This is a genomic window from Pseudomonas sp. Lb2C2, assembly GCF_052112205.1.
Lineage (GTDB): Bacteria > Pseudomonadota > Gammaproteobacteria > Pseudomonadales > Pseudomonadaceae > Aquipseudomonas > Aquipseudomonas kilonensis.
On sequence record NZ_JAUTYW010000003.1, the window covers coordinates 53,313 to 80,242 of the forward strand.

Consider the following 26,930-nt stretch of genomic DNA (forward strand, 5'->3'; position numbering starts at 1 on the left):
CTCTTATCCGGTGATAGGCGCTGCTAGCTGCGGTGAACGTCGATTGTAATTAAGATGGGCCCATGTTTCTTCCAGCCAAGGTGTCGACCGTGAGCGTGAACAACCCTCTTTTGCAGCCCTATGACCTGCCGCCATTCTCGGCGATCCGTGCCGAGCACGTGCAACCGGCCATCGAGCAGATCCTGGCTGACAACCGTGCCGCCATCGCCGAGCTCCTCAAGAGCCCAGTCCAGCAGCCTACCTGGGCCGGCCTGGTGTTGGCGATGGACGAGCTCAATGATCGCCTGGGCGCCGCCTGGAGCCCGGTCAGTCATCTGAATGCCGTGCGCAACAGCCCTGAACTGCGCGAAGCCTACGAGGCCTGCCTGCCGGCACTGAGTGCCTACTCCACCGAGCTGGGCCAGAACCGCGAGCTGTTCCAGGCGTTCGAAGCCCTGGCGAGCAGCCCTGAAGCCGCCGGTTTCGACGTGGCGCAGAAAACCATCCTGGAACATTCCCTGCGTGACTTCCGCCTGTCGGGTATCGACCTGCCGCCGGAGCAGCAGAAGCGCTACGCCGAAGTGCAGAGCAAACTGTCCGAACTGGGCAGCCGCTTCTCCAATCAACTGCTGGACGCGACCCAGGCCTGGACCAAGCACGTCACAGACGAAGCCGCCCTTGCCGGCCTGACCGACTCGGCCAAGGCGCAAATGGCCGCGGCCGCCCAGGCCAAGGAGCTGGACGGCTGGCTGATCAACCTGGAATTCCCCAGCTATTACGCGGTGATGACCTACGCCGAAGACCGCGCCCTGCGTGAAGAAGTCTACGCCGCCTACTGCACCCGCGCCTCGGACCAAGGCCCGAATGCCGGCCAGAACGATAACGGCCCGGTGATGGAACAGATCCTCGACCTGCGTCAGGAACTGGCCCAATTGCTTGGTTTCGCCAACTTCGCCGAGTTGAGCCTGGCGACCAAGATGGCCGAATCCAGCGATCAGGTCCTCAGTTTCCTGCGGGACCTGGCCAAGCGCAGCAAACCATTCGCCGCCCTGGACCTGGAACAGCTCAAAGCCTTCGCCGCCGAACAGGGCTGCCCCGACCTGCAAAGCTGGGACAGCGGTTTCTATGGTGAAAAACTGCGCCAGCAGCGTTACAGCGTGGCCCAGGAAGCCCTGCGTGCGTACTTCCCGATCGACAAGGTACTGGGCGGCCTGTTCGCCATCGTGCAGCGCCTCTATGGCATCGAGATCGCCGAACTGAAAGGCTTCGACAGCTGGCACCCGGACGTGCGCCTGTTCGAAATCAAGGAGAACGGCCAGCATGTCGGCCGCTTCTTCTTCGACCTCTACGCTCGCGCCAACAAGCGTGGCGGTGCCTGGATGGACGGCGCCCGCGACCGTCGTCGCACCTTCGAAGGCGTCCTGCAGAGCCCGGTCGCCAACCTGGTGTGCAACTTCACCCCGGCCGACAGTGGCAAACCGGCGCTGCTGACCCACGATGAAGTCACCACCCTGTTCCACGAATTCGGCCATGGCCTGCACCACCTGCTGACCCGCGTCGAACACGCCGGCGTGTCCGGCATCAACGGCGTGGCCTGGGATGCCGTGGAGCTGCCGAGCCAGTTCATGGAAAACTGGTGCTGGGAGCCTGAAGGCCTGGCGCTGATTTCCGGCCACTACGAAACCGGCGAGCCACTGCCCCAGGACCTGCTGGAGAAAATGCTCGCGGCGAAAAACTTCCAGTCCGGCCTGATGATGGTCCGCCAACTGGAGTTCTCGCTGTTCGACTTCGAGCTGCACGCCACCCACGGCGATGGCCGCAGCGTGCTGCAAGTGCTCGAAGGCGTGCGCGACGAAGTGTCGGTCATGCGTCCACCGGCCTACAACCGCTTCCCCAACAGCTTCGCCCACATCTTCGCCGGCGGTTATGCGGCGGGCTACTACAGCTACAAATGGGCAGAAGTGTTGTCGGCCGACGCGTTCTCCAAATTCGAAGAAGACGGCGTGCTCAACGCCGACACCGGGCGTGCCTTCCGTGAGGCGATCCTGGCCCGTGGCGGCTCGCAGGAGCCGATGGTGCTGTTCGTCGACTTCCGTGGCCGTGAGCCGTCGATTGACGCACTCTTGCGCCACAGCGGCCTGACCGAGGACGCGGCAGCATGAGCGAGGGACCTGTGATTACCAAGCGACGCTTTATCGCCGGGGCGGTCTGCCCGGCCTGCAGCGAGCCGGACAAATTGATGATGTGGAACGAAGACGGCGTGCCGCACCGTGAATGTGTGGCCTGCGGTTATTGCGACACACTCAACGAGCAAGGCCTGTCGGTGCCCAAGGAATTGGGCACCCGGGTCAATACTTCGGCGCTCAAGGTGCCGGACGCCAAGGTCCAGGCGGTGCAGTTTTTCCCCAACCCCAAGTTGAAGAAAAAACCGACTGAATGATCCGGTATTACCTTCCGGGCCCCACGGCCCGGAAGCGATACATATATACCGCCCGCACCCACACCTTCCTTTGCAGACTGTTCATCACGTCCAGACTGAGAGGAAGGCTTCCATGCCCGACGATGCCAATCCGCTGTTGCAGGCCCATGACCTGCCGCCTTTTTCGCTGATCCAAGCCGAACATTTCTCACCGGCCCTCGACCGGATTCTTGCCGAGAGCCGGGCTCAAGTCGCCGACATCATCAAGACCCAGACACCGTTCCCCACCTGGGACGACCTCGTGCTGGCGATGGACGAGATCCACGCCCGCTTGAAGAGCTTCGGCTATGTGCTGGAGCGACTGAGCTGGAACAGGATCGGTGGCGCCTGGGTCCAGGCTTGGTCGGACTGCAGCGAACGGCTGCAGGATTTCCAGCGGTCGCTCCAACACCATCCCGACCTGTTTCAGCTGTATCAGCGCTTGGCGAACAGCCCGATAGCCCGACATTTCACGCCGGCGAGAAAAAGAACCCTGGCAAAGATCCTCCGGCAGTTTCGCCAGAACGGCTTGGCGAACACCGCACAGGCAGACTTGAAAGACCTGCAACTGCGTATCCAAGGCGCCCGGGACTTGTTCCTGGAACACTTGCACGAGGCCCATAAAGCCTGGAGCCGAACGTTTGACGACGAGGCCCAGTTGAGCGGCCTGCCGTCGTCCTTCAAACAACGCATGGCCGACCAGGCGCGGGTGGCTGGACGCAAGGGCTGGTTGCTGACGCTCAATGAGGAGTCGTTTCGTATCGTCACCCGTTACGCTGACAATCACGGTTTGCGCCAGCAAATGTACGTCGCCTTCAGCACGCGCGCATCGGATCAGGGGCCCCATGCCGGCGTGTTCGACAACGGCGAAGTCCTCGCGCAGTTGCTCAGGGATCGCCAGGAGCACGCCACGTTACTGGGCTATTCGAATTACGCTCAAATGGCGCTCGAACCAGAGCAGGCCGAGTCGCCTGAACAGGTCCTGGCGTTCTTGCAGGAACGGCTCGCACAGCAGCGCAGCGTATTTGCCCGAGACGCCGAGCAACTGGAAAAATTTGCCGCAACGCAAGGCTTCAGCGGCCTCCAGCCTTGGGACTATCACTACCTGGCCGAAAAGCTTCGGCGGCAAACGGCTGGGGTTTCGGAGCAGGCCACCTGTGCCTGGTTTGAACTGGAGTCGACTTTTGCACAGCTGTTGCTGATCGCCAGGGACCTGTTCGGCGTGAACATCGTTGAACGCCAGGACGTGGCGACCTGGCATCCGGACGTGCGCCTTTTTGAAGTCCGCGAGGCGGACGAGACCGTGGGCTACCTCTATTTCGACCCGTTTGCAGAGGCGAACCAGGACGGTTTTCCCAATACCACCACCCTGCGCAATCGCCGCATCACCGCCGAAGGCCGGCCTCGGCTCCCCATCGCGGTCTTGCATGGCTGGTTGCCGCGTGGCTCAGGCGCAAACCCGGCGTTGCTGGATCATCGGCAGTTACGCATCCTCTTTCATGAGTTCGGCCATTGCTTGCATCACGTCTTGACCCGGGCTGAATACCGCGAAATTTCGGGCATCTCGGAACTGTCCCGGGGTACGGCCGAATTCGCCGGGGTGTTGTTCGAGCAATGGTGCTTCGCCAAGCCCTGCCTGATGCGTGTCTCGAAACATCACCAAACCGGAGCGCCCTTGCCGGACACCCTCGCCGATCAATGGCTGGTCTACCTCCATACCCAGACCAGTTGGGACAGCGCCGCGTTCTTGCGCGATGCGCTGTTCGACATGGAGTTGCACCGCAGCCACGGCGACGGACGCACCGCCCAACAAGTATTCGATCAAGTCAGCGCACAGGTCGGGCATCTGCCGGTGTCTGCCACCGAACGCTGGCCCAATGGCTTGGACTATATGGTGACCGGCTATGGGGCCGGCATCTATGCCTATGCCTGGTCGAAGGAATTGGCAAAAACCGTGTTCCAGAGGTTCAAGCGCGACGGGCTGTTCAACCGGGAAACCGGGCAGGCGTTGCGCGAGACGATTTTCGGGCCGGGCGATTCGCGACCGTTGCCTGAGTCGATCGAGGCGTTTCTGGGCACGTAGCGATCATCGCTCGGGAAGCACAACCTGAGTGTCGAGGTGACGCGTCGTCGTGGTTGAGTTGACCCAGCTTGCCAGGGAGCAAAGGGCAAAGACGCTGGTGCTGCAATCGCCATTCGCCAGCGCCACGCGGAGTTTGTCGACATCGGCCTGCATCATGTAGCGCACGCCGTCCTTGAAGTGATGACTGTCACCGAAGCCCCCTTCGGTCATTTCGTTCAAGGCGTCCTCTTTGCTCCAGCCCTGCACCACCACCCGGTACATGGCGGCGACCAGGCCAGTGCGGTCCGAGCCGTGCTTGCAGTGCATCAGCACCGGTCCCTTGGCTTCGGCCGCCTGGACAGCGCGCAAAGCCCTGAGGATGTCGCTGTCATCGACATGATTGGTGCGATAGGGCAACTGCACTTGCTCGATGCCGGGGGTGGACAGCCAGCGATTGTCCGACTCCGGCAGGAAGTTGATGACCGTGCCGATCCTCAGCTTGCTCAGCAAGGGCTGCGCTGCGCCGTCCGGCAGGGAGCTGCGGTAAAGCGTCGGAGACATCTGGTAGAGGTTGTAGGCCTTTTCCACCGGCTGCGCCCATTCAGCGGGCCTCACCTGCGTGGAGTCGGCCGCTTGGGCGGGGATCTCGGCCAGCCCGATGAGCAAGGCCAGGCACAGCAGTGAACGGGAACAGAGCTTGAGCATGCACGGACGACCGAAAACGAAGGAATGCGAGATCAACAGTTTCGGCTCGCTGCGGTTAAAAGCCTGTGAGGAGAACGTCAAAGCGTTGTGAACGATGATCGGGGATTCGGGCTGCTGAATGGCACTGGTCTTAATCGAATGCAACGAATACTGTATGCACATACAGCTTTCGGAGTACTCCCATGCCAGCCTCCCTTCCGCCTCGCGGCCGCGGCACCGCGACCAACCCGCACAACCGCTTCGCCCCGAGTCGCTCGGTGGCCGAAGATGACGGCTGGTATCAGGAAGTCCCGCCGACCCAGGGCACCGAAGTGCGCATCGAAATGGCCAAGACCATCATTACCCGCAACACCTCGTCCGATATTCCCTTCGACCGCTCGATCAACCCGTACCGAGGCTGCGAACACGGCTGCATCTACTGCTATGCGCGGCCCAGCCATGCCTACTGGGACATGTCGCCGGGGCTGGATTTCGAAACGAAGCTGATCGCCAAGACCAATGCCGCCGATGTGCTGGAAGAGCAATTGTCCCGGCGCGGCTATCAATGTGCGCCAATCGCGCTGGGGTCCAACACCGATCCCTATCAGCCTATCGAACGCGAGCAACGGATAACCCGGCGGATCCTCGAGGTGCTGCTGCGCTACCGGCATCCGGTGACCATCGTCACCAAGGGATCGCTGATCCTGCGTGACCTGGACCTGCTGACCGAGCTGGCGCAGCAGCGCCTGGTACACGTGATGATCAGCCTCACCACCCTGGACGATGAGCTCAAGCGTATTCTCGAACCCCGCGCGGCGGCGCCCAAGGCGCGGTTGCGGGCGATCAAGGTCATGCGCGAGGCAGGCATCGCCGTGGGGGTGCTGTGTGCGCCGATGATCCCGATGATCCCGATGATCAATGACAGCGAGATCGAGAGCCTGCTGGCCGAAGCCCACGCCGCCGGCGCGCAGAATGCCGCCTACGTCATGCTGCGCCTGCCGCTGGAAGTTGCGCCGCTGTTCGAGGAGTGGTTGCAGGCGCACTACCCGCAGCGCGCCGCCCATGTGCTGAGCCTGGTGCGCCAGAGTCGCGGTGGCGAACTGTATGACAGCCGTTTCGGTGCGCGGATGCGCGGCGAAGGCCCGTTCGCCGACCTGCTGGCCCAGCGTTTCGCCAAGGCCCTCAAGCGCTTGGGGCTAGAGCGTCGCGACGGATACAATCTTGATTGCGATGCCTTCTGTCCGCCGGGCCGACAGATGTCTTTGATTTGATTAAAGTTGACCTTGAAACAGCGCCGGGCATGAGCTGCGCCAGCGTTTTGCCACCCCTGGAATCGTTGTTCTAGAGCCTTGGATTTCAGTTTGAGTTAAGTTTCGGCCGCTACCTTGTTCAGCGAGTGACTGACGGGTCGAACACCTCGATCTGGATGTTTTTTAACCAGCCACTGGCGTCAACGTCAAAGAGGATGAATCATGAGTGACAAGGATAAACAGCCGTTGGCTGCGTCGGCTTCAGCCCAACCCCAGGCGGAAACCGCCGATGCAGCGCTGCAGCATATTGTTGACGGCTTTTTGCATTTCCATCACGAGATCTTTCCGCAACAGGAAGAACTCTTCAAGAAACTCGCCACCGCCCAGGCGCCCCGGGCGATGTTCATCACCTGCGCCGATTCGCGCATCGTGCCCGAGTTGATCACCCATAGCTCCCCCGGCGACCTGTTCGTGACCCGTAACGTCGGCAACGTCGTGCCACCTTATGGGCAAATGAACGGCGGCGTCTCCACCGCCATCGAATACGCCGTGCTGGCCCTCGGCGTGCAGAACATCATTGTCTGCGGCCATTCCGATTGCGGCGCCATGCGTGCGGTGCTCAACCCCGACACCCTGGAAAAAATGCCCACGGTCAAGGCCTGGCTGCGCCACGCCGAAGTGGCCAAGACCATGGTCCACGACAACTGTCCGTGTGGCGACGAAAAACAGACCATGTCGATCCTCACCGAAGAGAACGTGATCGCGCAGTTGCAGCATTTGCGAACGCATCCCTCGGTCGCATCGCGCATGGCCAATGGTCAGTTGTTCATCCATGGCTGGGTGTACAACATCGAGACCAGCGAGATCAAAGCCTATGACGCGGACCAGGGACGTTTCCTGCCGCTCGATGGCAGCCATCCGATACCGGTGGCGACGCCCAAAGCGCGCTTCTAACCACTCCTAAACATCCTTGTGTGGTTCAGCCTTACTGCTATTTGCGCGGTAGGGCCTCGCCATGCCTGAAGAAAACTTCGGGAGAGTCGCCATGCGTGCTCAATTAAAAGCTGTTCTGCCACGGGAGCTATTGGCTTCGGTGGTTGTGTTCCTGGTGGCGCTGCCCTTGTGCATGGGCATTGCCATCGCGTCCGGCCTGCCACCGGCCAAAGGCCTGATCACCGGCATCATCGGTGGCCTGGTGGTGGGTTTCCTGGCCGGTTCCAAGCTGCAAGTCAGTGGCCCGGCCGCCGGGTTGGCGGTGTTGGTCTTCGAATTGGTGCGCCAGCATGGCGTGGCCATGCTCGGGCCGATCCTGCTGCTGGCCGGTCTGCTGCAATTGTTGGCCGGGCGCTTTCGCCTCGGCTGCTGGTTCCGGGTCACCGCACCTGCGGTGGTGTACGGGATGCTGGCGGGTATCGGCGTGCTGATCGTGCTGTCCCAGGTCCATGTGATGCTCGACGCGGCGCCCAAGCCGTCAGGGCTGGATAACCTGGCGGCATTCCCGGCGGCCGTGGCCCAGGCCTTGCCGTCCTTCGGCTGGCAGGCCGGCCTGCTTGGTTTGTCGACGATTGCGGTGATGTGGCTGTGGGAAAAGTTTCGCCCCCACAGCCTGCGCTTCGTTCCCGGCGCCTTGCTCGGTGTAGGCCTGGCGACCGTCGCCAGCCTGCTGCTGGCCTTGCAGGTCAAACGCGTGGAAGTCCCGGAGAACCTCGCCGAAGCCATTGATTGGCTGCGCCCGGCGGACCTGCTGAACCTGGCCGACCCGACGCTGCTGATTGCCGCGTTCGCTGTCGCCTTCATTGCCAGCGCCGAAACCCTGCTATCGGCAGCCGCCGTGGACCGCATGCACAGCGGCGAGCGTGCGGACTTCGACCGCGAACTGTCGGCGCAAGGTATCGGTAACATGCTCTGCGGCCTGCTCGGCGCCCTGCCGATGACTGGGGTGATCGTGCGCAGCTCGGCCAACGTCCAGGCCGGGGCCACCACGCGGATGTCGACGATTTTCCACGGCCTGTGGTTGTTGCTTTTCGTGCTGTTGCTGTCCAGCGTGCTGCAAAGCATCCCGGTGGCGAGCCTGGCGGGAGTGTTGGTGTACACCGGTTTCAAACTGGTGGACCTCAAGGCATTTCGCAGCCTGGGCCGCTACGGCCGTATGCCGATGTTCACCTACGCCGCCACGGCGCTGGCGATCATCTTTACCGACCTGCTGACCGGTGTGCTGATCGGCTTCGGCCTGACCCTGGCGAAACTGGCCTGGAAAGCCTCGCGACTGAAAATCAGCCTGATCGACCTGCCCCAGGAAGGTGAGATGGAACTGCGACTGGTCGGGGCAGCCACCTTCCTCAAGGTGCCGGCGCTGACCCAGGTGCTGGGCAGCATACCGACAGGCGCGACCGTGCATGTGCCGCTCAATAACCTGAGCTACATCGATCACTCGTGCCTGGAGCTACTGGAAGAATGGGGCCGGGCGAATACCAGCAAGGGTTCGAAGCTGCTGATCGAATCCCGCGGGCTCAAGCGCCGGTTGGAAGGGCGGTTGCGTACCACCGTAGGGGTTGGCGCAGCCTCTGCCTGACACCTCGCTCCCAAAGGGGCTGGGTGTAAGGCACAGGATTCATGAACACCACAGACCCAATGTGGGAGCGAGCTTGCTCGCGAAAGCGGTGGATCAGTTGGCCAAATGCTGCCTGACACTCTGCCTTCGCGAGCAAGCCCGCTCCCACAGGGGTTTCATGTTTTGCTTCTGGATCAAGCCGCTGGCTGATCCAGCTCCAGCCCAACGCCCAGCTGGCGCGACAGGCACGGCCAGCGCTTCCAGGCAGCGCCTGTGTCCGGGCTGCCGAGTTTCTCCCGGTAAGACTCCACCGACTCCAGCGCAAAGCTGTCTTCGTCGAGCATTTCGTCCACGGCGTGATGCACGGCTTCATCCAGCTGGTTGGCGAACGGTTCGCCGATCAAATGGTGAGCGATCAGATTGGCAACCGTCATGTCCAGCGGGATCAGCGGCTGGCTGAAGTGCTTGATATACAGATCATTGACCTCCTCCACCAACCGATGGGCCAGGTAGGCTTCGTCCAACAGGCTGTCCAGGCCAACGTGGCCTTCCATCAACTTTGGTGGCTGGAGAAAAAACTGTTCGGCGATTTTCAGCACCGGCTTGATCTGCGTTTCGATACCGGCTTCGCGAGCCACCTCGTTGGCGGCGTCCAGCAGGTCCGGCACTTGTTCGATGTAAGCGGTGACAAAACGGGTCATGACGCCCTTTGCGTCGATGTCTGGCAACTGGATCGCGGCATGCAGATGCGGTAACTGGGCCTCCAGCTGGCGGGTCAATTGGCCGGTCTCGGCTTCGTGTTGTTGGGCTTTTTGGATCTGCTCGCGCAATGCGGCGGTGTTCATGAAAACTCCAGGAAACAAGGCAAAGAAATAGGGAAGACATAACTTAGCTGGCGCAAAAACACTCCTAAGACCTATTTTTCATAACCGTCCCTTTCTTGCTACAGCACAGTTATATCGGTTTGCCATCACTCAGGTTCGCATCCTTCTCCATTCGTGGGCTCTAGCGCAAGCCCCGGCTGTTTCAAACGATTTACGCCATCGCGTTGCGAGGTTGCAGGTGCTGTCTATACTCGGGTTGGAATGGAGTTAGCTGATGACACCCGATTGCATGTGCAGCAAGGCGCGGCGAGTCAATTAAGCAGTCTGAATAGCCGATCCCTTGCCGCAGGCTTTACGCCTACGGGATAACAAGAACGATAAGGGGAACCCGCAATGACGCGACATCCACACGTATGGATGGGCCTCCTGTTGTGGTCGATTTTCAGCCAGGCGCAAGCGGCCTGGACTGTGAATATGGCGCCGGGAGCGACACAGATCAGCAACGCAGTGTTCGACCTGCACATGACCATCTTCTGGATCTGTGTGGTCATCGGCATCATCGTCTTCGGCGCCATGTTCTGGTCGATGATCATGCACCGCCGCTCAACCGGCCAGAATGCCGCGCATTTCCACGAAAACACCCGCGTCGAAATCCTCTGGACCATCGTGCCCTTGCTGATCCTGGTGCTGATGGCGATTCCTGCCACCGCCACCCTGATCAAGATGTACGACTCCAGCGAGTCGGACATCGATATCCAGGTCACCGGCTATCAATGGAAGTGGCACTACAAGTACCTGGGCCAGGACGTCGAGTTCTTCAGCAACCTGGCGACCGCCGCCGAACAAATCCATAACCAGAGCGCCAAGGGCGAGCATTACCTGCTGGAGGTCGACAAACCGCTGGTGCTGCCGGTCGATGCCAAGGTGCGCTTCCTGGTGACCTCCGCCGACGTGATCCACTCCTGGTGGGTGCCGGCCTTCGCGGTCAAGCGCGATGCGATCCCAGGCTTCGTCAACGAAGCCTGGACCCGTGTCGACAAGCCCGGCCTGTACCGTGGCCAGTGCGCCGAGCTGTGCGGCAAGGACCACGGCTTCATGCCGATCGTGGTAGAGGTCAAGAGCAAGCCCGACTACGAAAAATGGCTGGGCGAACGCAAAGCCGAAGCCGCGCAGCTCAAGGAGCTGACCAGCAAGGAATGGACGCGCGAAGAACTCATCGAGCGTGGCGACAAGGTCTACCACACCACGTGCGTGGCCTGTCACCAGGCCGAAGGCCAGGGCTTGCCACCGATGTTCCCGGCACTCAAGGGCTCGAAAATCGCCACTGGGCCGATCAAGGATCACCTGGGCATTGTCTTCCACGGCAAACCCGGCACCTCCATGGCCGCGTTCGGCAAACAGTTGTCGGAAGTCGATATCGCCGCGGTCGTGACCTATGAACGCAACGCCTGGGGCAACAACAAGGGCGACATGGTGACGCCTAAAGAAGTGCTGGAACTCAAACAGGCGGAAAGCCAATGAGCCGGCCTGACGATCGTTCCCGCAACCGGTCCGGGCTCACCGCCCCGGGCCGCCCAGCCCACTCGTTCGAAGGAGACAGGACATGAGTGCTGTGATCGATGACCACGGTCATGCCGACCACGCCCACGGCCCCGCCAAGGGCCTGATGCGCTGGGTACTGACCACCAACCACAAGGATATCGGCACGCTGTACCTGTGGTTCGCCTTCTCCATGTTCCTGTTGGGCGGCTCGTTCGCCATGGTGATCCGCGCCGAGCTGTTCCAGCCCGGCCTGCAGATCGTGCAGCCGGAATTCTTCAACCAGATGACCACCATGCATGGCCTGGTGATGGTCTTCGGCGCAGTCATGCCGGCATTCGTCGGCCTTGCCAACTGGATGATCCCGCTGATGATCGGCGCGCCGGACATGGCCCTGCCGCGCATGAACAACTTCAGCTTCTGGCTGTTGCCGGCGGCGTTCCTGCTGCTGGTCTCGACGCTGTTCACCCCGGGAGGCGGGCCGAACTTCGGTTGGACCTTCTATGCGCCGTTGTCCACCACCTATGCGCCGGAAAGCGTGACGTTCTTCATCTTTGCCATCCACCTGATGGGCATCAGCTCGATCATGGGCGCGATCAACGTGATCGCCACCATCCTCAACCTGCGCGCCCCCGGCATGACCCTGATGAAAATGCCACTGTTCGTCTGGACCTGGCTGATCACCGCGTTCCTGCTGATCGCAGTGATGCCGGTGCTGGCCGGCTGCGTGACGATGATGCTGATGGACATCCACTTCGGCACCAGCTTCTTCAGTGCCGCCGGCGGCGGTGACCCGGTGCTGTTCCAGCACGTGTTCTGGTTCTTCGGCCACCCCGAGGTGTACATCATGATCCTGCCGGCCTTCGGCGCCGTCAGCTCGATCATCCCGGCGTTCTCGCGCAAGCCGTTGTTCGGCTACACCTCGATGGTCTATGCCACCGCCGCCATTGCGTTCCTGTCGTTCATCGTCTGGGCGCACCACATGTTCGTGGTTGGCATTCCGCTGGTGGGCGAACTGTTCTTCATGTACGCCACCCTGCTGATCGCCGTGCCCACCGGGGTGAAGGTGTTCAACTGGGCCAGCACCATGTGGCAAGGCTCGCTGACCTTCGAGACGCCGATGCTGTTTGCCGTGGCGTTCGTGATCCTGTTTTCCATCGGCGGTTTCTCCGGGCTGATGCTGGCCATCGCCCCGGCGGACTTCCAATACCAGGACACCTACTTCGTGGTCGCGCACTTCCACTACGTGCTGGTGCCCGGCGCGATCTTCGGGATCTTCGCCTCGGCCTACTACTGGCTGCCGAAGTGGACCGGCCACATGTACGACGAAACCCTCGGCAAACTGCACTTCTGGCTGTCGTTCGTGGGGATGAACCTGGCGTTCTTCCCGATGCACTTCGTCGGCCTGGCGGGCATGCCCCGGCGGATTCCCGACTACAACCTGCAGTTCGCCGACTTCAACATGGTCTCGTCCATCGGCGCATTCATGTTCGGCACCACGCAGATCTTCTTCCTGTTCATCGTGATCAAGACCATCCGTGGCGGCGAGCCGGCACCGGCCAAGCCGTGGGATGGGGCCGAAGGGCTGGAGTGGAGCGTGCCTTCGCCGGCGCCGTATCACACCTTCACTACGCCGCCGGAAGTGAAATGAACACGCAAGCTTCTGTGGGAGCGAGCCTGCTCGCGATAGCGGTAGACCAGGCACACCGCGTCGCCTGCATCGCGAGCAGGCTCGCTCCCACAGGGCTCGGTGCACGGAGCAGGAACCATGGCTGATTCGATTTCGATGAAGAAACTGGTCACCCGCCTGCTGGTGGTGGTGGTGGCCATGTTCATCTTCGGGTTTGCCCTGGTGCCGATCTACGACGTGATGTGCAAGGCGTTCGGCATCAACGGCAAGACCGGCGGGCAATACGAAGGCGAGCAGGTCGTCGATGAATCACGGCAGGTGCGCGTGCAGTTCCTGTCGACCAATTCGGTGGACATGGTCTGGGACTTCTACCCCAAGGGCGATGAGCTGGTGGTCAAGCCGGGAGCGGTGAACGAGATGGTGTTCGTCGCCCACAACCCCACCGACAGGCCGATGAGCGCCCAGGCGGTGCCGAGTATCTCGCCGAGCAACGCGGCGGCGTATTTCCACAAGACCGAATGTTTTTGTTTTACCCAGCAAGTGCTGCAACCCGGCGAACGCATCGAAATGCCCATGCGCTTCATCGTCGACCGGGACATGCCCAAGGAAGTGAAGCACCTGACGCTGTCCTACACGCTGTTCGACATCACCGCTCGTCATCCACCGGTGGCTCTAAACACTGACCGATAGCGTGCCCGATAAGGAGAACAATAAATGGCAACTCACGAACACTATTACGTTCCGGCCCAGAGCAAATGGCCGATCATCGCCACGGTTGGCATGTTCGTCACGGTGTATGGCCTGGCAACCTGGTTCAACGACATGAAGGCGGCGCGCCCGGATTCCCACGGCCCGCTGATCTTTTTCGTTGGCGGTCTTCTGCTGGCCTACATGCTGTTCGGCTGGTTCGGCGCGGTGATCAAGGAAAGCCGCGCCGGGTTGTACAGCGCGCAGCTCGACCGCTCGTTCCGCTGGGGCATGAGCTGGTTCATCTTTTCCGAAGTGATGTTCTTCATCGCCTTCTTCGGGGCCCTGTTCTATGTGCGCGTGATTTCGGCGCCAGGCCTGGCGGGGGAAGGCACCAAGGGCCTGTCGGAGATGCTATGGCCGAACTTCGAATATGTCTGGCCGTTGCTGAACAACCCCGATCCTAAACTCTTCCCGCCGCCCAAAGACGTCATCAGCCCCTGGGGCTTACCGCTGCTCAATACCATCCTGCTGGTCAGTTCCAGCGTCACCGTGACCATCGCCCACCATGCCCTGAAAAAAGGCCATCGCGGCGCGCTGAAAATCTGGCTGGCGATCACCGTACTACTGGGTTGCGCCTTCCTGGGCTTCCAGGCCGAGGAATACATCCACGCCTATAAAGAGCTGGGCCTGACGTTGGGCTCGGGGATCTATGGGGCAACCTTCTTCATGCTCACCGGGTTCCACGGCGCCCACGTCACCATGGGCACGATCATCCTGTTCGTGATGCTGATGCGCATCATGCGCGGGCATTTCGACAACGAGCATCAGTTCGGCTTCGAGGCGGCGAGCTGGTACTGGCACTTCGTCGATGTGGTGTGGATCGGCTTGTTCGTCTTCGTCTACATCCTCTGACGCAACCGTTATCAGGGCGGCTCTTTACCAAGGAGCATGCGACACCAACTGGCCGCTGAAGAAACCCCAGGCAATCAAGCCGACGGTGGCGGCGGCCAGGCTGACTCGGATCGCCAGGGCGATGACCAGGCGATTGGAACTGCTGTCGTCCTTGACCAGAAAAAACAGGCCGCTGAACAGGCTGGCAATCGTGGCAATCAGCATCAGGACGATGGCTGCTTTGAGCATTAGGGACACTCCGGGGGGACGCGATGCACGTGAGTATAGCTATCCCGTTCGACGGCTTTCGGACGGCGCCATGAAAGGCTTCCGGCCAGGCCTCGTGCCGTCATTGGTGGTGGCCGTGCTGGTGCCGGTGATGGTGTGCCTGGGGTTCTGGCAATTGAGCCGGGGCGAACAGAAGCGCGTGCTCATGGACACTTACGCCGAGCGCCGCGTGGCACCGCCGATGGACAGCACTGAGCTTACGCACACCGCCGACCCGGCCTTTCGCCCGGTCACGCTGCAGGGCCAGTTCGACGCCGAGCACAGCATCCTGCTGGATAACCGCCAACACGACGGCAAGGTCGGCGTCGAGTTGCTGCAACCGTTCCTCGACCACCGCACCGGGCTGTGGCTGCTGGTCAATCGCGGCTGGCTACCCTGGCCGGACCGGCGCACTCCGCCGGCCTTCAACACGCCGGAGCAACCGGTGAGCCTCCAGGCCTGGGTCTACGTCGCCCCGGGCGCGACGTTCCAGCTCCACGCCGACCCGGCCGATGCGCCCTGGCCGCGACTGGTCACCACCATTGAGCCGGACAAGCTCTGGGCTGATCTCGGCCGCAACGGCTTCGCCTATCAGTTACGCCAACAAAGCGGCCCCGGCGCCTACCTGACCGATTGGCCGGTGGTCGCCATGGGCCCGGAAAAACACCTCGGCTATGCCGTGCAGTGGTTCGCCATGGCGGCGGCACTGTTCGGCCTGTTCCTTTATCTCGGATGGCACAACGCAGGGAGACACCATGGGAAGCACCATGAATCCAACCAACACGTCTGAGGCCCCCGTGGCGCGCAACCGGCGCAAGGGCCGCGTGCAATTGCTGCTGATCGTGCTCGGCGTGATCGGGCCGATGATCCTCGCCACCGGCATGTACAAATTCCAGTTCTGGGTGCCCGACAGCCGCAGCTACCACGGCGAACTGATCGGCACCGGCCAGACCCGCGCCGAGATTGGCGTGCAGGCCGATGAACAGCGCTGGCAGATCCTCGTCACGGCGCCGCAGGAGTGCTCGGTGGATTGCCGGCAATTGGTGTACCTGGCCCGGCAGGTGCAGATCGGCCTCGGCCGTGAAGCCGGCCGCGCCAGTCATGCCCTGGCGATCGCACAATCGCTCGATGCCGAGTACGACGCCCAACTGCAGCGTGAATACCCACAACTGCAACGCTACCCACTGGACCTGCCGGCCTATCAGAAAGGCGCCCAGGGCTCCGGCGGCGCCCAACTGTGGATCATCGACCCCCACAGCAACCTGGTGCTGCGCTACGACGCCCGGGTCAAGGGCAAGGACCTGCTCAACGACCTGCGCCACTTGCTGAAACTGTCGAACATCGGATGAGGGCATCGACATGGCCAAACCTGGATTTCGCCTCGCGCTGTTTGCCACGTTGCTGGCACTGATCGTCGTATTGTTGGGCGCCTACACCCGGCTGACCCACGCCGGCCTCGGCTGCCCGGACTGGCCCGGTTGCTACGGGTTCATCAGCGTGCCCAAGAGCGAAGCCCAACTGGCCCATGCCGAGTTGCATTTCCCCGACACTCCGGTGGAGGCCCACAAAGGCTGGAACGAAATGGTCCATCGTTATTTCGCCGGTGCCCTGGGGCTGATGATTACAGTGCTAGCCGCCCGGGCCTGGATGAACCGTCGCCGCCCCGGCCAGCCTGTGAAGTTGCCGCTGTTCCTGCTGGCCGTGGTCTTCGCGCAAGCGGCGTTCGGCATGTGGACCGTCACGCTGAAGCTATGGCCACAAGTGGTCACCGGGCATTTGCTCGGCGGCTTCGCGACGTTGAGCCTGCTGTTCCTGCTCACCTTGCGCTTGTCCGGCGTGTTGCCGGCGCTGACCGTGCCCAAGCGCCTGCAACACTGGGCCACGGCCGGGCTGCTGCTGGTGATCGGCCAGATCGCCCTCGGCGGTTGGGTCAGTTCCAACTACGCCGCCGTGGCCTGCATCGATTTCCCCACTTGCCACGGCCAATGGTTGCCACCGGCCGATTTTGCCAACGGCTTCCACCTGACCCAGCACATCGGCCCGAACTACCTGGGCGGGCAACTGGACAGCGACGCCCGCACCGCCATCCACCTGACCCACCGCATCGGCGCGTTGCTGGTGACCGTAGTGCTGCTGGGCCTGGCCTGGCAATTGAAGATCGTCGGCATGACCCGGCTTGCCGGCCTGGTGCTGGCCGCGCTGGCGGCGCAGATCACCCTGGGCATCAGCAACGTGCTGTTCCATCTGCCGTTGCCGGTGGCCGTCGCCCACAACGCCGGGGGCGCGGCACTGCTGCTGACCCTGGTGCTGGTCAACTATCACGCCCGTACCAGCCTGGTCCGGGTCAAGCATCAAGTCCCGCTGCGCTGGCGGTTCAACCCGCCTAAACACGGCGCCAGCCCCATAACAATAAAAGGAGAGATGCCATGGCAACCTTGACCGGTGAACGCCACAGCCAAGCGATCTGGCGCGATTACCTGGAGCTGACCAAGCCCAAAGTGGTGGTGCTGATGCTGATCACCTCGCTGGTCGGCATGTTCCTCGCCACCCGCGCCGGGGTGCCGTGGACGGTCCTGGTGTTCGGCAACCTGGGCATCGCCCTGTGTGCCGGTGGCGCGGCGGCGGTCAACCATGTGGTGGACCGGCGCATCGACGCGGTGATGGCCCGCACCCACAAACGACCACTGGCCGAAGGGCGAATCTCACCCACCGCCGCACTGACCTTCGCCGTGGCCCTGGCCGTGGCCGGCCAGGCCATGCTGCTGGCGTTCACCAACCCGCTGACGGCCTGGCTGACCCTGGCCTCGTTGCTGGGGTATGCGGTGATCTATACCGGTTTCCTGAAACGGGCGACGCCGCAGAACATCGTCATCGGCGGCCTGGCTGGCGCGGCACCACCGCTGCTGGGCTGGGTCGCGGCCACCGGTCATGTCAGCGCCGAACCGCTGCTGCTGGTGCTGATCATCTTCGCCTGGACCCCGCCGCATTTCTGGGCCCTGGCGATTCACCGCAAGGAGGAATACGCCAAGGCTGACATCCCGATGCTGCCGGTGACCCACGGCGAGCACTACACCAAGATCCATATCCTGCTGTACACCCTGGTGCTGCTGGCGGTGAGCCTGATGCCGTTCGTGATCCAGATGAGCGGGATGCTGTACCTGATTTGTGCCCTGGTGCTGGGCGGCAGGTTCCTGCAATGGGCCGTGGTGTTGTACCGTGGCAGTCGGCCGCACGCGGCGATCAACACCTTCAAGTACTCTATCTGGTACTTGTTCCTGCTGTTCATCGCCCTGCTTGTAGATCACTACTTACTGTTGAGCCTATGACTCGAACCCAGAAAACCGTCTTCATCCTCGCGGCCGTGATCGCAGTGATCCTCGGCCTGACCATCAACAAGGTGCTGTCCGGCAAAGGCCAGGGCGACCCGACCGCGCTGATCGACGCCGGCATCATCCTGCTGCCCCAAAGCCGCAACCTGCCGGACGTGAAAATGACCGACCAGGACGGCCAACCGGTGGCGATGGACGGCTTGAAAGGCAAATGGAGCCTGCTGTTCTTCGGCTACACCTTCTGCCCGGACATCTGCCCGACCACCCTCGCCCAACTGCGCCAGATCAAAAGCGAACTGCCGCCCGAGGCTGTGGATAAGTTGCAGGTCGTACTGGTCAGCGTCGACCCCAACCGCGACACGCCCAAGCAACTCAAGCAGTACCTGGGGTACTTCGATCCGCAGTTCATAGGCCTGACCGCCGCCTCGGTGGAAGACCTGCAGAAACTGGCGAATGCAGTGAGCATTCCGTTCATCCCGGCGGATACCAGCAAACCCAACTACACCGTCGACCACAGCGGCAACCTCGCCGTCATCGGCCCGGACGGCACCCAGCGTGGGTTTATTCGCGCGCCGTTGAATAACCAGAAGTTGGTGGCGCAGTTGCCGGAGATGCTCAAGCGTAAATAGCACTTCCGAGGGCATGCCGCTCAGTTAAGCCGTGCCGATTCATTGTGGAGGGGGAATTCATTGTTGTAGGGAAACTCATTGTGGCGAGGGGATTTATCCCCGCTGGGCTGCGCAGCAGCCCCCCAAAAGCCCAATGCGATCAACATGGCACAACGCGGTGCCTGCGTTCATGGCGAGAGACCTCCTGCCCCCACTCCCTCTGTGGGAGCGGGCTTGCTCGCGAAAGCGTCGGGTCAGCCTGCATCAGGACTGAATGTACCCCCGCGAGCAAGCCCACCCCCACCTCCAACCCGGGGTGCTCACAAATACTGCATCCAACCCAACTCCCCTGTGGGAGCGAGCCTGCTCGCGATGACGCCAGCCCAGACACCCCCGTGGCGAGGGAGCTTGCTCCCGCTCGGCTGCGCAGCAGCCGCAAAACCGGACAATGCAGCTTGCCTGGAAACATGCAGGGGCCTGCTACGCAGACCAGCGGGAGCAAGCTCCCTCGCCACAGGGGTTAGTGTCGAGCCGAATATCCAGCCCAACGCCACCACTGTGGGAGCGGGCTTGCTCGCGAAAGCGGCGGGTCAGCTTGCATCAGTGCTGAATGTATCCCCGCGAGCAACTGCCCACACATCCAACCCGGGGTGTTCACAAATACTGCATCCAACCCAACTCCCCTGTGGGAGCGAGCTTGCTCGCGAAAGCGTCGGGTCAGCTTGCATCAATATTGAATGTGCCACCCTCTTCACGAGCAAGCCCGCACACACTGGGCGGCGGTGAACACAGTACCTGCAACAACCCCAATCCCCCTGTGGGAGCGAGCCTGCTCGCGATGAAAACGACACGGTCCCAGAGCCAAACAACCCGCCCGTATCACCAAAAAGTCTCCCTCCTACAGCCCCGACCTACACCCCTCTATCAAGCTACGCATCCTTGCGCCTTTGCCTACAACTACGCCAGAATCCGCCCGCTTGTGCGCCTTGTCCCGGGGTTCTATTGTCTTCCTGCCACTGCCCATCAGTGGTCGGGTTTAGTAGCCCAGGAAATACACGGCGGTTGCACAGGTCTCATCAGTCGGGCATTTGCCTGCACTCGATGGTAGCTGTGCGCATGGCGCCCTCGGGCGCGCCGGGCTTTGTGTATTTCACCGGTCTACTAACTTGCGCACAGCTGCCACCATTTCGTTTAGTAGCGAGGCGGTTGCGGCCCTACTAAATGGAAATATTCAAATGTTCAAAGCAACTCCAAATCCCCCAGATGCAGACCCCACCCCACAATCCGCAAAATCCAAAGCCAAGCAGCAAGACGAGACCACCAAACGGGTGCTCGATCACTACTTGCTACCGAAACCGGATAAATCCAAAGACGACCCCAAACCGGGGCAGCTATACACCGTCGTGAAAGGCCTCGACAACGAATGCTTGCTCGCCAACCTCAGCGAAACCCTGGCCTCGGCAGATGCCATGGTGAGTGACCTGGCGTTTGATCTGGATGGATCGAGGCGTCATGTGGCGCAGGGTATCCAGCAGTTGATTGAGCTGAGTTCGTTATTGGCGAATCGGGTGTTGGATAACGTGGAGCCGCGGCAGTAGTATTCTTTCTCCAATGAAAAAACCCGACGTTATGCGTCGGGTTTTGGTTCGTCTATCTGCAGAAGCGGACGAATAAGCTGTAAATATTCTGAAATTTATTCTCCTATATCCCGCCATTGTCCTCCCTAGCGATAGGCTACAGACGGCCGATTCTGTTGAAAAAGTCGGTTCGTCCAAAACGCTTGGATACCGATAGGTAAAAACACCTATTTTGCGTGCTGCTACGTGAAATCCGAGTCGTGAAACCTTCTGTCTTAAACACAGATTTCAATCTCAGGCGCGAACTTTTCTGCCGTGGAAACCGAAGCCGAATTTTTCAACAAAATCGGCCAATTGCAGTCGTTCAGAATGAATAGGTTGAGTGGGTATCGTCTTCGTTATAGAGGTATAAAAGGCCTCACTCGCTTCGATTACACGCTTACTCTAGTAAGAGCACCGTGGCATGACGATACAAGCCTTGAATGAAGCTCATTCACCGAGAAAAGGAGTGAATGACGTTCAAATACATCATTTTTTAAGTCGATCAGTCGTCTCCAAAGTTGCGCGACTATTAAATCTCGGGCATTTCAAGCGAAACGATCGGCTCGCGCTCATCCACAACAACATCAATATCTTTTTTTACTAAATAAAAAACAAATCCTTGATTGGGAAGCACCCCACCTTCAACCCTGAATATTTTCTGAATCGAACTTTCAGAAATTAAGCGGGGGGTCGTTGACATCAAAGGACTAATATCAAAATGATACCCAGCTGGAAAGTTAACTATTATATCAGCACCGACCACGGGGACCTTTGTGCCCTGCGCATCAGTAATATCGCCCTTATAGTGCTTTTCAAAAACAGTATTGTACTCTGCATAGCTTTTGGCAGGGATTTTTACCGAGTAGGAAACCGTGAGCTTATTGCCGTCACGTACAACATCTATATTTATGTTTTTTCCGGAATCTTCCGGGTTATATTTCACAAGCACATCACCGAACTGACTATGGCACTCTGCAGATATAAGCTTATATGAGCTTCCTCCAAGCGCATCAAGATCCAACCGTATCGGATTAGAAACCTCTTCATGACTCAGATTGTGGAGTTCGTAGCGAGTAGTTTGTCTGCAGACGATTATTTCGCCGAGCAGTGTAAAATCATAAATCCATTTCGCCTCTCTCCTAAGAACCTTATTTTCAATAATTTCTTGTTTTATAATCTTAAAAATTGACTCAGGAATAATCGTTTTAAATAGACTATCAAAAACATTGACACTGATCGCTTCGTTTAACTTGCTAAGCTCCTCTTGCTTCTCGTCATGTAGTGTTTTTTGCAATCTATTTGCGATAAATACGGTGATAAATATCGCCGCACCTAGCCCGTACAAGAAATTTTTTACGAGACCAGTTATTTGGTACCACAATGGAAATGTAGCTTCCAATGAAGTCACCTTCTCGCCCGCTGCATTCAATATGACCTTATTACTAAATTCCACCGCGACATTTGAGGAGATTAAATCTAGCCCGAAAGCTGCACACACAACCAGAACAACGTAAAATAAATATAGATATTTTTCCTTTATCATTTTTCTTCATCTCCGTTAAGATGAGGGAATGGTATCATAAAGCCACTAAAGACCTCAAAATTTGCACTCACCGAGCGACATGCAGGCTCTCTTAGAATGTCATCGCCGTATCCGGAAGTGACTTGGCAGTGGTCGCCTTTGCCGATTACTGCTGATAGTGAAGAGCAGGTTTGGGTCGACAGCTGCCGCTTAGTGAAGATGGAACAGTTTTAAGATCAGGCCCGAGGCTTTCTCACCGTCGGCCTCGTAGAGGCCGCGTAATGAAGCTTGATCGCTGAGTTTGTGCAGGTTGAAATGGTTATAGAACGCTTGGCCCAATCGCTGATGCTCGAAGCTCCCTTTGGCCCACAGTCGGATGAACTCTTCATAGGCGGCGCGTTCGATCTGCAACGACAAATTGCTTTCCATCTTCAGGCAACCACAGTAAAAGGGTTTAAGCGTACAAACGGTCTGTCGATCCATCAAGCTCTACCTTTTCAGGGACAGGTGCCTGTCGGCCAATAGCGGCCCCTCGGGAAAATGGCTGGCGCCTCGCCACTAGGAGTGGCAACCGCCCCAAAACAGGCCATGGACACGTTGCGAACGATTTCGTAATTTCCTTGCAGGCCTAGTCAGTTTTTCTCTTCCCGTCTCAGGACTCGTTTGCACTGTGCCTTACAAATTACTGAAGGACTTATCTCGCGACAAGGAACGTTATATGGCACAAGTGGCGTAAAAAATCACCTCCGTATGTGTCGTTTACTTATAGTCAGCTGCCGTCAATTTCCCCGGGCATCCAAGATGTGACGTTTTTGGATCCCGTGAGATTAATCATTAGACATTGTTGAGACCCTCCTATGAATATCTGCGAAGCAAATTACGCTCTCTCACTCGAAGTCCGAAAATTCATTGAACATGTAGGCGATGCTAAAGAGGAATCCATAACTGACTATTTGATCTGGAAATGGAGAGAACTCGACAAGCGTTTCAACTACCTGCGAGTGACGCCTTTCAACCACGACGAGGAGAGTTCAACAACCGGGGCCGACTTCGATCTTGAGTTATGGCTCGTGGGCAAGAGCTTTCAGATTTCGCTCGCTGTACAAGCTAAGAAATTCATCAAACGCAACGACTCGTATGTCACACGCTTGAGGTACCCGAAGGGCAGCAAAGCGCAGATGGACAAATTGCTTTCCTATGCCAAGTCCAGAGGCAGCTTACCCTTTTACTTCATTTACACGTTGCCAGAGGCAACGACTATTCCGATGTGCAGCGGCAGAAACGGACTAATATCACAGGCTGGAGACGGCGCTGTTTTCATGGCAGACGCCCATGTCATGGAAGATTACGCAAATGGAAAGCATGGGAAACGCATTTCCCGCGACCAGTTGCTAAGTGCCGCAAATCCGTTTCATTGCATGTTCTGCTGCCCCCTCGCTGGCTCCGATGCCTACTTTGACCATTACTTCCCGAGGGACTTGAGCCAGACGCCTAGGCGCGAAGTCGAAGTGCCCTCATATGTTCGGCGACTATTGGACTCAGCAAGAGGTTCTAATCCGCAACATGTTGCGTTGGAACCCGCCGAGCGCGAGGGGCTTCGAGCGTTCCGAGTCGTTGGCGTATATGACATGCGTAATGATTCCTAACTGCTTGCTCAAGCGGACGCCAATAAGGCCGATTGCTGGTTAGCGGACTCCACTCGTTGTGCTCCTACCGGTGCTACTCACCTTAGCTCTAGGGCCGTTTGGGATCGAAGCTGATGTGTTCGAACGGCAACTTATGGCCGAAAGCAGATGTGAGCCCTGAGACAGTTTTAGCCGCTGCCCCTTTTTGGCGTGAATGAGACGGACAGCTAATGCAGTGAGTGCTTGTTTTTGAGCTTGGACTATACTCTATCCTAGGCTGTACGCATTTTAGCCAAACCCCTATCTCAAGCAGCTGAGGTTGATTATGAATCTTGATAAGCACTCCCGTACTATTGCATTACAGTGCCCGACTTGTGGAGGGGCATCTTTTGAATCTGATACGAGTGAAAGCCCTGAGGTCAAATGCGTTCAGTGCGAGAGAGTAATCCAGCGCGATGAGCTTTTGCGCGAGAATAGTGAAAATATTCAGGAGAATTTAAATGAAGTAAAGTCAAACGTTGCAAAAGACATTGCCGACCAGATGAGAAAGACTTTGAAAGATGCTTTCAAGGGCAACAAAAATATTAAATTCAAATGATTAGCTTTGTGGTCGACTCCGGGGACATAATCGCAGGATTTGCATTATTTTTTTCAATCTATGCGACCTTCAAAACTATTAAATTTAACAATCGCCAGCAAAAACTGATTATTACACAAGAGAAACTTAATCAGTTATTGCTTGAGAAAGAAACCACGGTAATTGAGGCCGAAAAGCAAGCTGAGCTCGGCGCGTCCTTTCTAAAGCTGGGAAGTAACAAATATCGCCTGAAGATTTGGAATAAAGGTAAGGCACTCGCTCAGAATGTCTCAATAGAGTTTCCTGGAGGAAATGAAGTTGTTTCAGAGCGCGAGATCAATGAAAAATTTCCGCTGCAGTTTCTTGATGTTCATCAGGCTGTTGAACTCATTGCATCCGTGGGCCTCAGCACCAAATCAAAGCACCTTGTGAAACTTGAGTGGTCGGACGGAAGAATACAGAGAGTTGAAAAGCTCATATGGGTAACGATCTGACAATTGCAATTTTATGAAGCCTGCGAACGACCGTTTTTGGCCGATTGCTGCCGAAAGCTTTCGGCCACTAGCAGCCTCTCGCCACTATGAATTTCCACCTAATCATCGGATACAGGGCGCTGAGACGACTCGGCGTATATTCAATATTAATGCCGGCCAATATATGGCATTCTGTGGCGCAAATACATTCGCGCATTATCAAGTATCACGGATACGTAAAGGACGAGGTGATGTAAATGGATGAGGAAATTACGATTGAACATAAAGGTGTTCATTACACTGCGACCTTTAGCGTTTTCGGGGACTCGATAACAGTTTATTTGCCCAGTGGAGAGACGCGAACGTCTGAACTTCGCGGCCTGAATCCCGAGGGAGCCGCGCTGCGTCACTTGAAGGCTTACGTGAGCAGTGTCAGTCGGAAGAGACAGTAAAGGAAGCTGATATGACAGTGGCCAATGTAGGGCGACTCAATTTTCTCATGGATAGGTATGCTTATGTTATCTTCATTTTGCCATTGATCAAATTAGTACGCTGTCTAGCGGAGATTTATAAGATTGCTTAAACCTATAATAAAGGAACAAGGTGTCAATGAATCCGAGCGAGAGCTCGGAGCGATTATTGATGGCACATTCCTTAGTCTTTGGAGTTTTCCTTGCGTTTATACTGATGAAGGAATTACAAAAAACGGCATAGGAAAAGAGTTAAGCGACCTAGTGGTTTACTTTGACAGGACGCTTATTATTTTCTCCGATAAAAACATCGCTTTTCACGAACACAAACCGCTCGCAGTGGCCTGGCGTAGATGGTACGAGAAAAGCATTGTTAGGAGTGCTAGGCAGTTGCATGGGGCGGAAAAGTCGATCCGAGAGCGCCCCAACAGTATCTTTCTCGATAAGCGCTGCACTCATCCCTTTCCTTATGATTTGTCCGGCGACGACCTCAAAATTCATCTTATTGGTATAACCTATAATACCGTCGCCCCAGCCAAGAAGTATTACAACAAACACTGTGTTAATAGCGGCAGCTCGGGGTCGATGATCGGCTATTACTCCTTGTCACCAGAGCAGCTAAATAAATTTCCATACGCAATTGGCGATGTCAATGTCGATAAGAAATTTGTGCATGTAGTGGACGTTGACAGCTTAAAACTATTGTTGTCTGAGCTGACAACTATCAAGGATTTTGTAAGCTATTTAGAGTCAAAAGAGGATGCCATCAGAGGGCGAGGACTCACTATGGTTATGGGGGAAGAAGATCTTCTCGGCCATTACATTCTTGAGGCCGGGACGAAAGGGTTCGGTCGGATTGATCTACCAGCTTTCGAGCCTGATTCGGCGTTCGTTATCCCCGAAGGAGAGTGGGCGAAGCTGAACAACTCATCGGCTGGTCTGGCTCACAGGGCTGCGAAAATCCAAAGTAAGCCTTGGAATTCTATTTTGAAGGATTTTTCAGATTGCATAACCGACGCCCTTGTGGGAGAGGGCGCGCATCTCCCTCTTGCTATTCATGAGCAAGCAGTGCGGTCCCTAGCTTCCGAGAATTTGTTTGCTCGAGCAGCACTTGGAAGGGCGCTGGCGGAAAAGTATGAGAACACGCCGGTCAACATACGCAGTGCCCGTCTAATGTACTCCCCATGCGATCCAGGTAGGCTATATGTGTTTTTGATGTATCCTTTAAATCTTGGAGAAGATTACGCGAGTTACCTTAAGGAAAGAAACGCTTGTATGCAACTTTACGGGCTTGTAGCGATGTATCAACATCCAACTGCGCGAGAAATTGTTGTCCTTGGGGCCAACTGCAAAGGCAGTGTGGGCTCCTCCGAATCCCTTCTAGTTATTGATGGAACCGTCGCTCTCACAGCGGAAGGTCGAAGGGACGCTGTAAAGGTTATGCGTGAGCACAATATCCTCTTTGATATGCGCACTCCCAAACGGCGGAGTGCGACTATCATTGATGACTCCCGGACTTACAACCGAAACGAGCCTTGCCCGTGCCAGTCAGGCTTAAAATACAAAAAATGCTGCCTCCGCTAACTTGTGGACACCACATTCCGAAAGCCGAGCAGGAACCCGAACGAGGTGTTGACGGGAGTCTCTACGTCAAACTCGCATTAGTCTGCGAGTTCGTCCTACAGCGTCCGCGGGGATTTTCCGATTATAGTATCAATCGGTCTAAGCTTAAGGGAGAAGTATTTTTTGCTACAAAGCGTATATGGCAGGCAGTTCAAAAAAATTTAATTTAAAGGGACTTCTAGCGGTTGTTTGATGTATCGCTAAACAAACGTCCGCTTCTGGCCGTTCTCTACCGGTCGCTTCTTCGGCGGGCATTGGT

At 57.9% G+C, this 26,930-nt stretch carries 25 protein-coding genes; 20 read left to right on the top strand and 5 right to left on the bottom strand.

Annotation, left to right across the window (positions count from 1 at the left end):
- Positions 1–62: 62 nt before the first annotated feature.
- From prlC to Q7F16_RS08600, 3 genes are all read left to right on the top strand, one after another.
- Entirely contained in the window at positions 63–2,141 is a 2,079-nt protein-coding gene (prlC, locus tag Q7F16_RS08590; protein WP_409555631.1) for an oligopeptidase A, read from the top strand.
- Positions 2,138–2,419 carry a YheV family putative zinc ribbon protein gene (locus tag Q7F16_RS08595; RefSeq protein WP_046064694.1) on the top strand — a complete coding sequence of 94 codons (282 nt, stop codon included), beginning with the start codon at positions 2,138–2,140 and terminating at the stop codon, positions 2,417–2,419. Before prlC ends, Q7F16_RS08595 begins: the two co-directional genes overlap by 4 nt.
- A gap of 112 nt (positions 2,420–2,531) precedes the next feature.
- Entirely contained in the window at positions 2,532–4,520 is a 1,989-nt protein-coding gene (locus tag Q7F16_RS08600; RefSeq protein WP_409555632.1) for a M3 family metallopeptidase, read from the top strand.
- Positions 4,521–4,523: 3 nt separating this feature from the next.
- Here Q7F16_RS08600 and Q7F16_RS08605 read toward each other — a convergent pair whose 3' ends face one another.
- Positions 4,524–5,204: a dual specificity protein phosphatase family protein gene (locus tag Q7F16_RS08605; protein WP_095962719.1), complete on the bottom strand. Its 681-nt coding sequence runs from the start codon at positions 5,202–5,204 to the stop codon at positions 4,524–4,526.
- A gap of 182 nt (positions 5,205–5,386) precedes the next feature.
- Here Q7F16_RS08605 and Q7F16_RS08610 point away from each other — a divergent pair, with 182 nt between their 5' ends.
- The 3 genes from Q7F16_RS08610 (at position 5,387) to Q7F16_RS08620 (ending at position 9,005) form a co-directional block, all read left to right on the top strand.
- Positions 5,387–6,454: a PA0069 family radical SAM protein gene (locus Q7F16_RS08610; RefSeq protein ID WP_409555633.1), complete on the top strand. Its 1,068-nt coding sequence runs from the start codon at positions 5,387–5,389 to the stop codon at positions 6,452–6,454.
- A gap of 201 nt (positions 6,455–6,655) precedes the next feature.
- Positions 6,656–7,387, top strand: coding sequence for a carbonic anhydrase (locus Q7F16_RS08615; RefSeq protein WP_409555634.1), 732 nt, complete (start codon positions 6,656–6,658; stop codon positions 7,385–7,387).
- A gap of 91 nt (positions 7,388–7,478) precedes the next feature.
- The gene (locus Q7F16_RS08620) at positions 7,479–9,005 is read left to right on the top strand and encodes a SulP family inorganic anion transporter (protein WP_409555635.1); all 1,527 of its coding nucleotides are present in this window, start codon (positions 7,479–7,481) and stop codon (positions 9,003–9,005) included.
- A 173-nt stretch (positions 9,006–9,178) separates the two neighbouring features.
- On the opposite strand, the gene Q7F16_RS08625 is transcribed toward Q7F16_RS08620, so the two are convergent.
- On the bottom strand, positions 9,179–9,829 hold the full coding sequence (locus tag Q7F16_RS08625; RefSeq protein WP_046064689.1) for a hypothetical protein: 651 nt from the start codon (positions 9,827–9,829) through the stop codon (positions 9,179–9,181).
- Between the two features lie 372 nt (positions 9,830–10,201).
- Here Q7F16_RS08625 and coxB point away from each other — a divergent pair, with 372 nt between their 5' ends.
- The 4 genes from coxB (at position 10,202) to Q7F16_RS08645 (ending at position 14,579) form a co-directional block, all read left to right on the top strand.
- Positions 10,202–11,329 (top strand): cytochrome c oxidase subunit II, encoded by a 1,128-nt coding sequence (gene coxB / locus Q7F16_RS08630; RefSeq protein WP_409555636.1) that lies wholly within the window; start codon positions 10,202–10,204, stop codon positions 11,327–11,329.
- 82 nt (positions 11,330–11,411) lie between these two features.
- Positions 11,412–12,998, top strand: a complete 1,587-nt coding sequence (gene ctaD, locus Q7F16_RS08635; RefSeq protein WP_014335870.1) for a cytochrome c oxidase subunit I — start codon at positions 11,412–11,414, stop codon at positions 12,996–12,998.
- A 117-nt stretch (positions 12,999–13,115) separates the two neighbouring features.
- Positions 13,116–13,667: a cytochrome c oxidase assembly protein gene (locus tag Q7F16_RS08640; RefSeq protein WP_046064688.1), complete on the top strand. Its 552-nt coding sequence runs from the start codon at positions 13,116–13,118 to the stop codon at positions 13,665–13,667.
- Between the two features lie 24 nt (positions 13,668–13,691).
- The gene (locus Q7F16_RS08645) at positions 13,692–14,579 is read left to right on the top strand and encodes a cytochrome c oxidase subunit 3 (protein ID WP_014335868.1); all 888 of its coding nucleotides are present in this window, start codon (positions 13,692–13,694) and stop codon (positions 14,577–14,579) included.
- A 24-nt stretch (positions 14,580–14,603) separates the two neighbouring features.
- On the opposite strand, the gene Q7F16_RS08650 is transcribed toward Q7F16_RS08645, so the two are convergent.
- Positions 14,604–14,807: a twin transmembrane helix small protein gene (locus Q7F16_RS08650; RefSeq protein WP_014335867.1), complete on the bottom strand. Its 204-nt coding sequence runs from the start codon at positions 14,805–14,807 to the stop codon at positions 14,604–14,606.
- 70 nt (positions 14,808–14,877) lie between these two features.
- Here Q7F16_RS08650 and Q7F16_RS08655 point away from each other — a divergent pair, with 70 nt between their 5' ends.
- From Q7F16_RS08655 to Q7F16_RS08680, 6 genes are all read left to right on the top strand, one after another.
- Positions 14,878–15,615: an SURF1 family protein gene (locus tag Q7F16_RS08655; RefSeq protein ID WP_409555637.1), complete on the top strand. Its 738-nt coding sequence runs from the start codon at positions 14,878–14,880 to the stop codon at positions 15,613–15,615.
- Positions 15,581–16,174: a hypothetical protein gene (locus tag Q7F16_RS08660; protein WP_409555638.1), complete on the top strand. Its 594-nt coding sequence runs from the start codon at positions 15,581–15,583 to the stop codon at positions 16,172–16,174. Before Q7F16_RS08655 ends, Q7F16_RS08660 begins: the two co-directional genes overlap by 35 nt.
- Before the next feature lie 10 nt (positions 16,175–16,184).
- Positions 16,185–17,264 carry a COX15/CtaA family protein gene (locus Q7F16_RS08665; protein WP_409555639.1) on the top strand — a complete coding sequence of 360 codons (1,080 nt, stop codon included), beginning with the start codon at positions 16,185–16,187 and terminating at the stop codon, positions 17,262–17,264.
- Positions 17,252–18,151 carry a heme o synthase gene (gene cyoE, locus Q7F16_RS08670; protein ID WP_046064684.1) on the top strand — a complete coding sequence of 300 codons (900 nt, stop codon included), beginning with the start codon at positions 17,252–17,254 and terminating at the stop codon, positions 18,149–18,151. Before Q7F16_RS08665 ends, cyoE begins: the two co-directional genes overlap by 13 nt.
- On the top strand, positions 18,148–18,783 hold the full coding sequence (locus tag Q7F16_RS08675; RefSeq protein ID WP_046064683.1) for an SCO family protein: 636 nt from the start codon (positions 18,148–18,150) through the stop codon (positions 18,781–18,783). The genes cyoE and Q7F16_RS08675 overlap by 4 nt, the downstream gene beginning before the upstream one ends.
- A gap of 1,214 nt (positions 18,784–19,997) precedes the next feature.
- Complete coding sequence (locus tag Q7F16_RS08680; RefSeq protein WP_409555640.1) at positions 19,998–20,360, top strand: DUF6124 family protein; 363 nt, start codon at positions 19,998–20,000, stop codon at positions 20,358–20,360.
- 550 nt (positions 20,361–20,910) lie between these two features.
- Here Q7F16_RS08680 and Q7F16_RS08685 read toward each other — a convergent pair.
- Positions 20,911–21,924 (bottom strand): hypothetical protein, encoded by a 1,014-nt coding sequence (locus tag Q7F16_RS08685; protein ID WP_409555641.1) that lies wholly within the window; start codon positions 21,922–21,924, stop codon positions 20,911–20,913.
- A gap of 189 nt (positions 21,925–22,113) precedes the next feature.
- Positions 22,114–22,386: a hypothetical protein gene (locus Q7F16_RS08690; protein ID WP_409555642.1), complete on the bottom strand. Its 273-nt coding sequence runs from the start codon at positions 22,384–22,386 to the stop codon at positions 22,114–22,116.
- Positions 22,387–22,760: 374 nt separating this feature from the next.
- On the opposite strand from Q7F16_RS08690, the gene Q7F16_RS08695 reads away from it, so the two are divergent.
- From Q7F16_RS08695 to Q7F16_RS08710, 4 genes are all read left to right on the top strand, one after another.
- Positions 22,761–23,549, top strand: a complete 789-nt coding sequence (locus Q7F16_RS08695; protein ID WP_409555643.1) for a DUF6615 family protein — start codon at positions 22,761–22,763, stop codon at positions 23,547–23,549.
- Positions 23,550–23,853: 304 nt separating this feature from the next.
- Positions 23,854–24,126, top strand: coding sequence for an ECs_2282 family putative zinc-binding protein (locus Q7F16_RS08700; protein WP_409555644.1), 273 nt, complete (start codon positions 23,854–23,856; stop codon positions 24,124–24,126).
- An 8-nt stretch (positions 24,127–24,134) separates the two neighbouring features.
- Positions 24,135–24,599 (top strand): hypothetical protein, encoded by a 465-nt coding sequence (locus Q7F16_RS08705; RefSeq protein ID WP_409555645.1) that lies wholly within the window; start codon positions 24,135–24,137, stop codon positions 24,597–24,599.
- A gap of 554 nt (positions 24,600–25,153) precedes the next feature.
- On the top strand, positions 25,154–26,632 hold the full coding sequence (locus tag Q7F16_RS08710; RefSeq protein ID WP_409555646.1) for an SEC-C domain-containing protein: 1,479 nt from the start codon (positions 25,154–25,156) through the stop codon (positions 26,630–26,632).
- Positions 26,633–26,930: the final 298 nt, after the last annotated feature.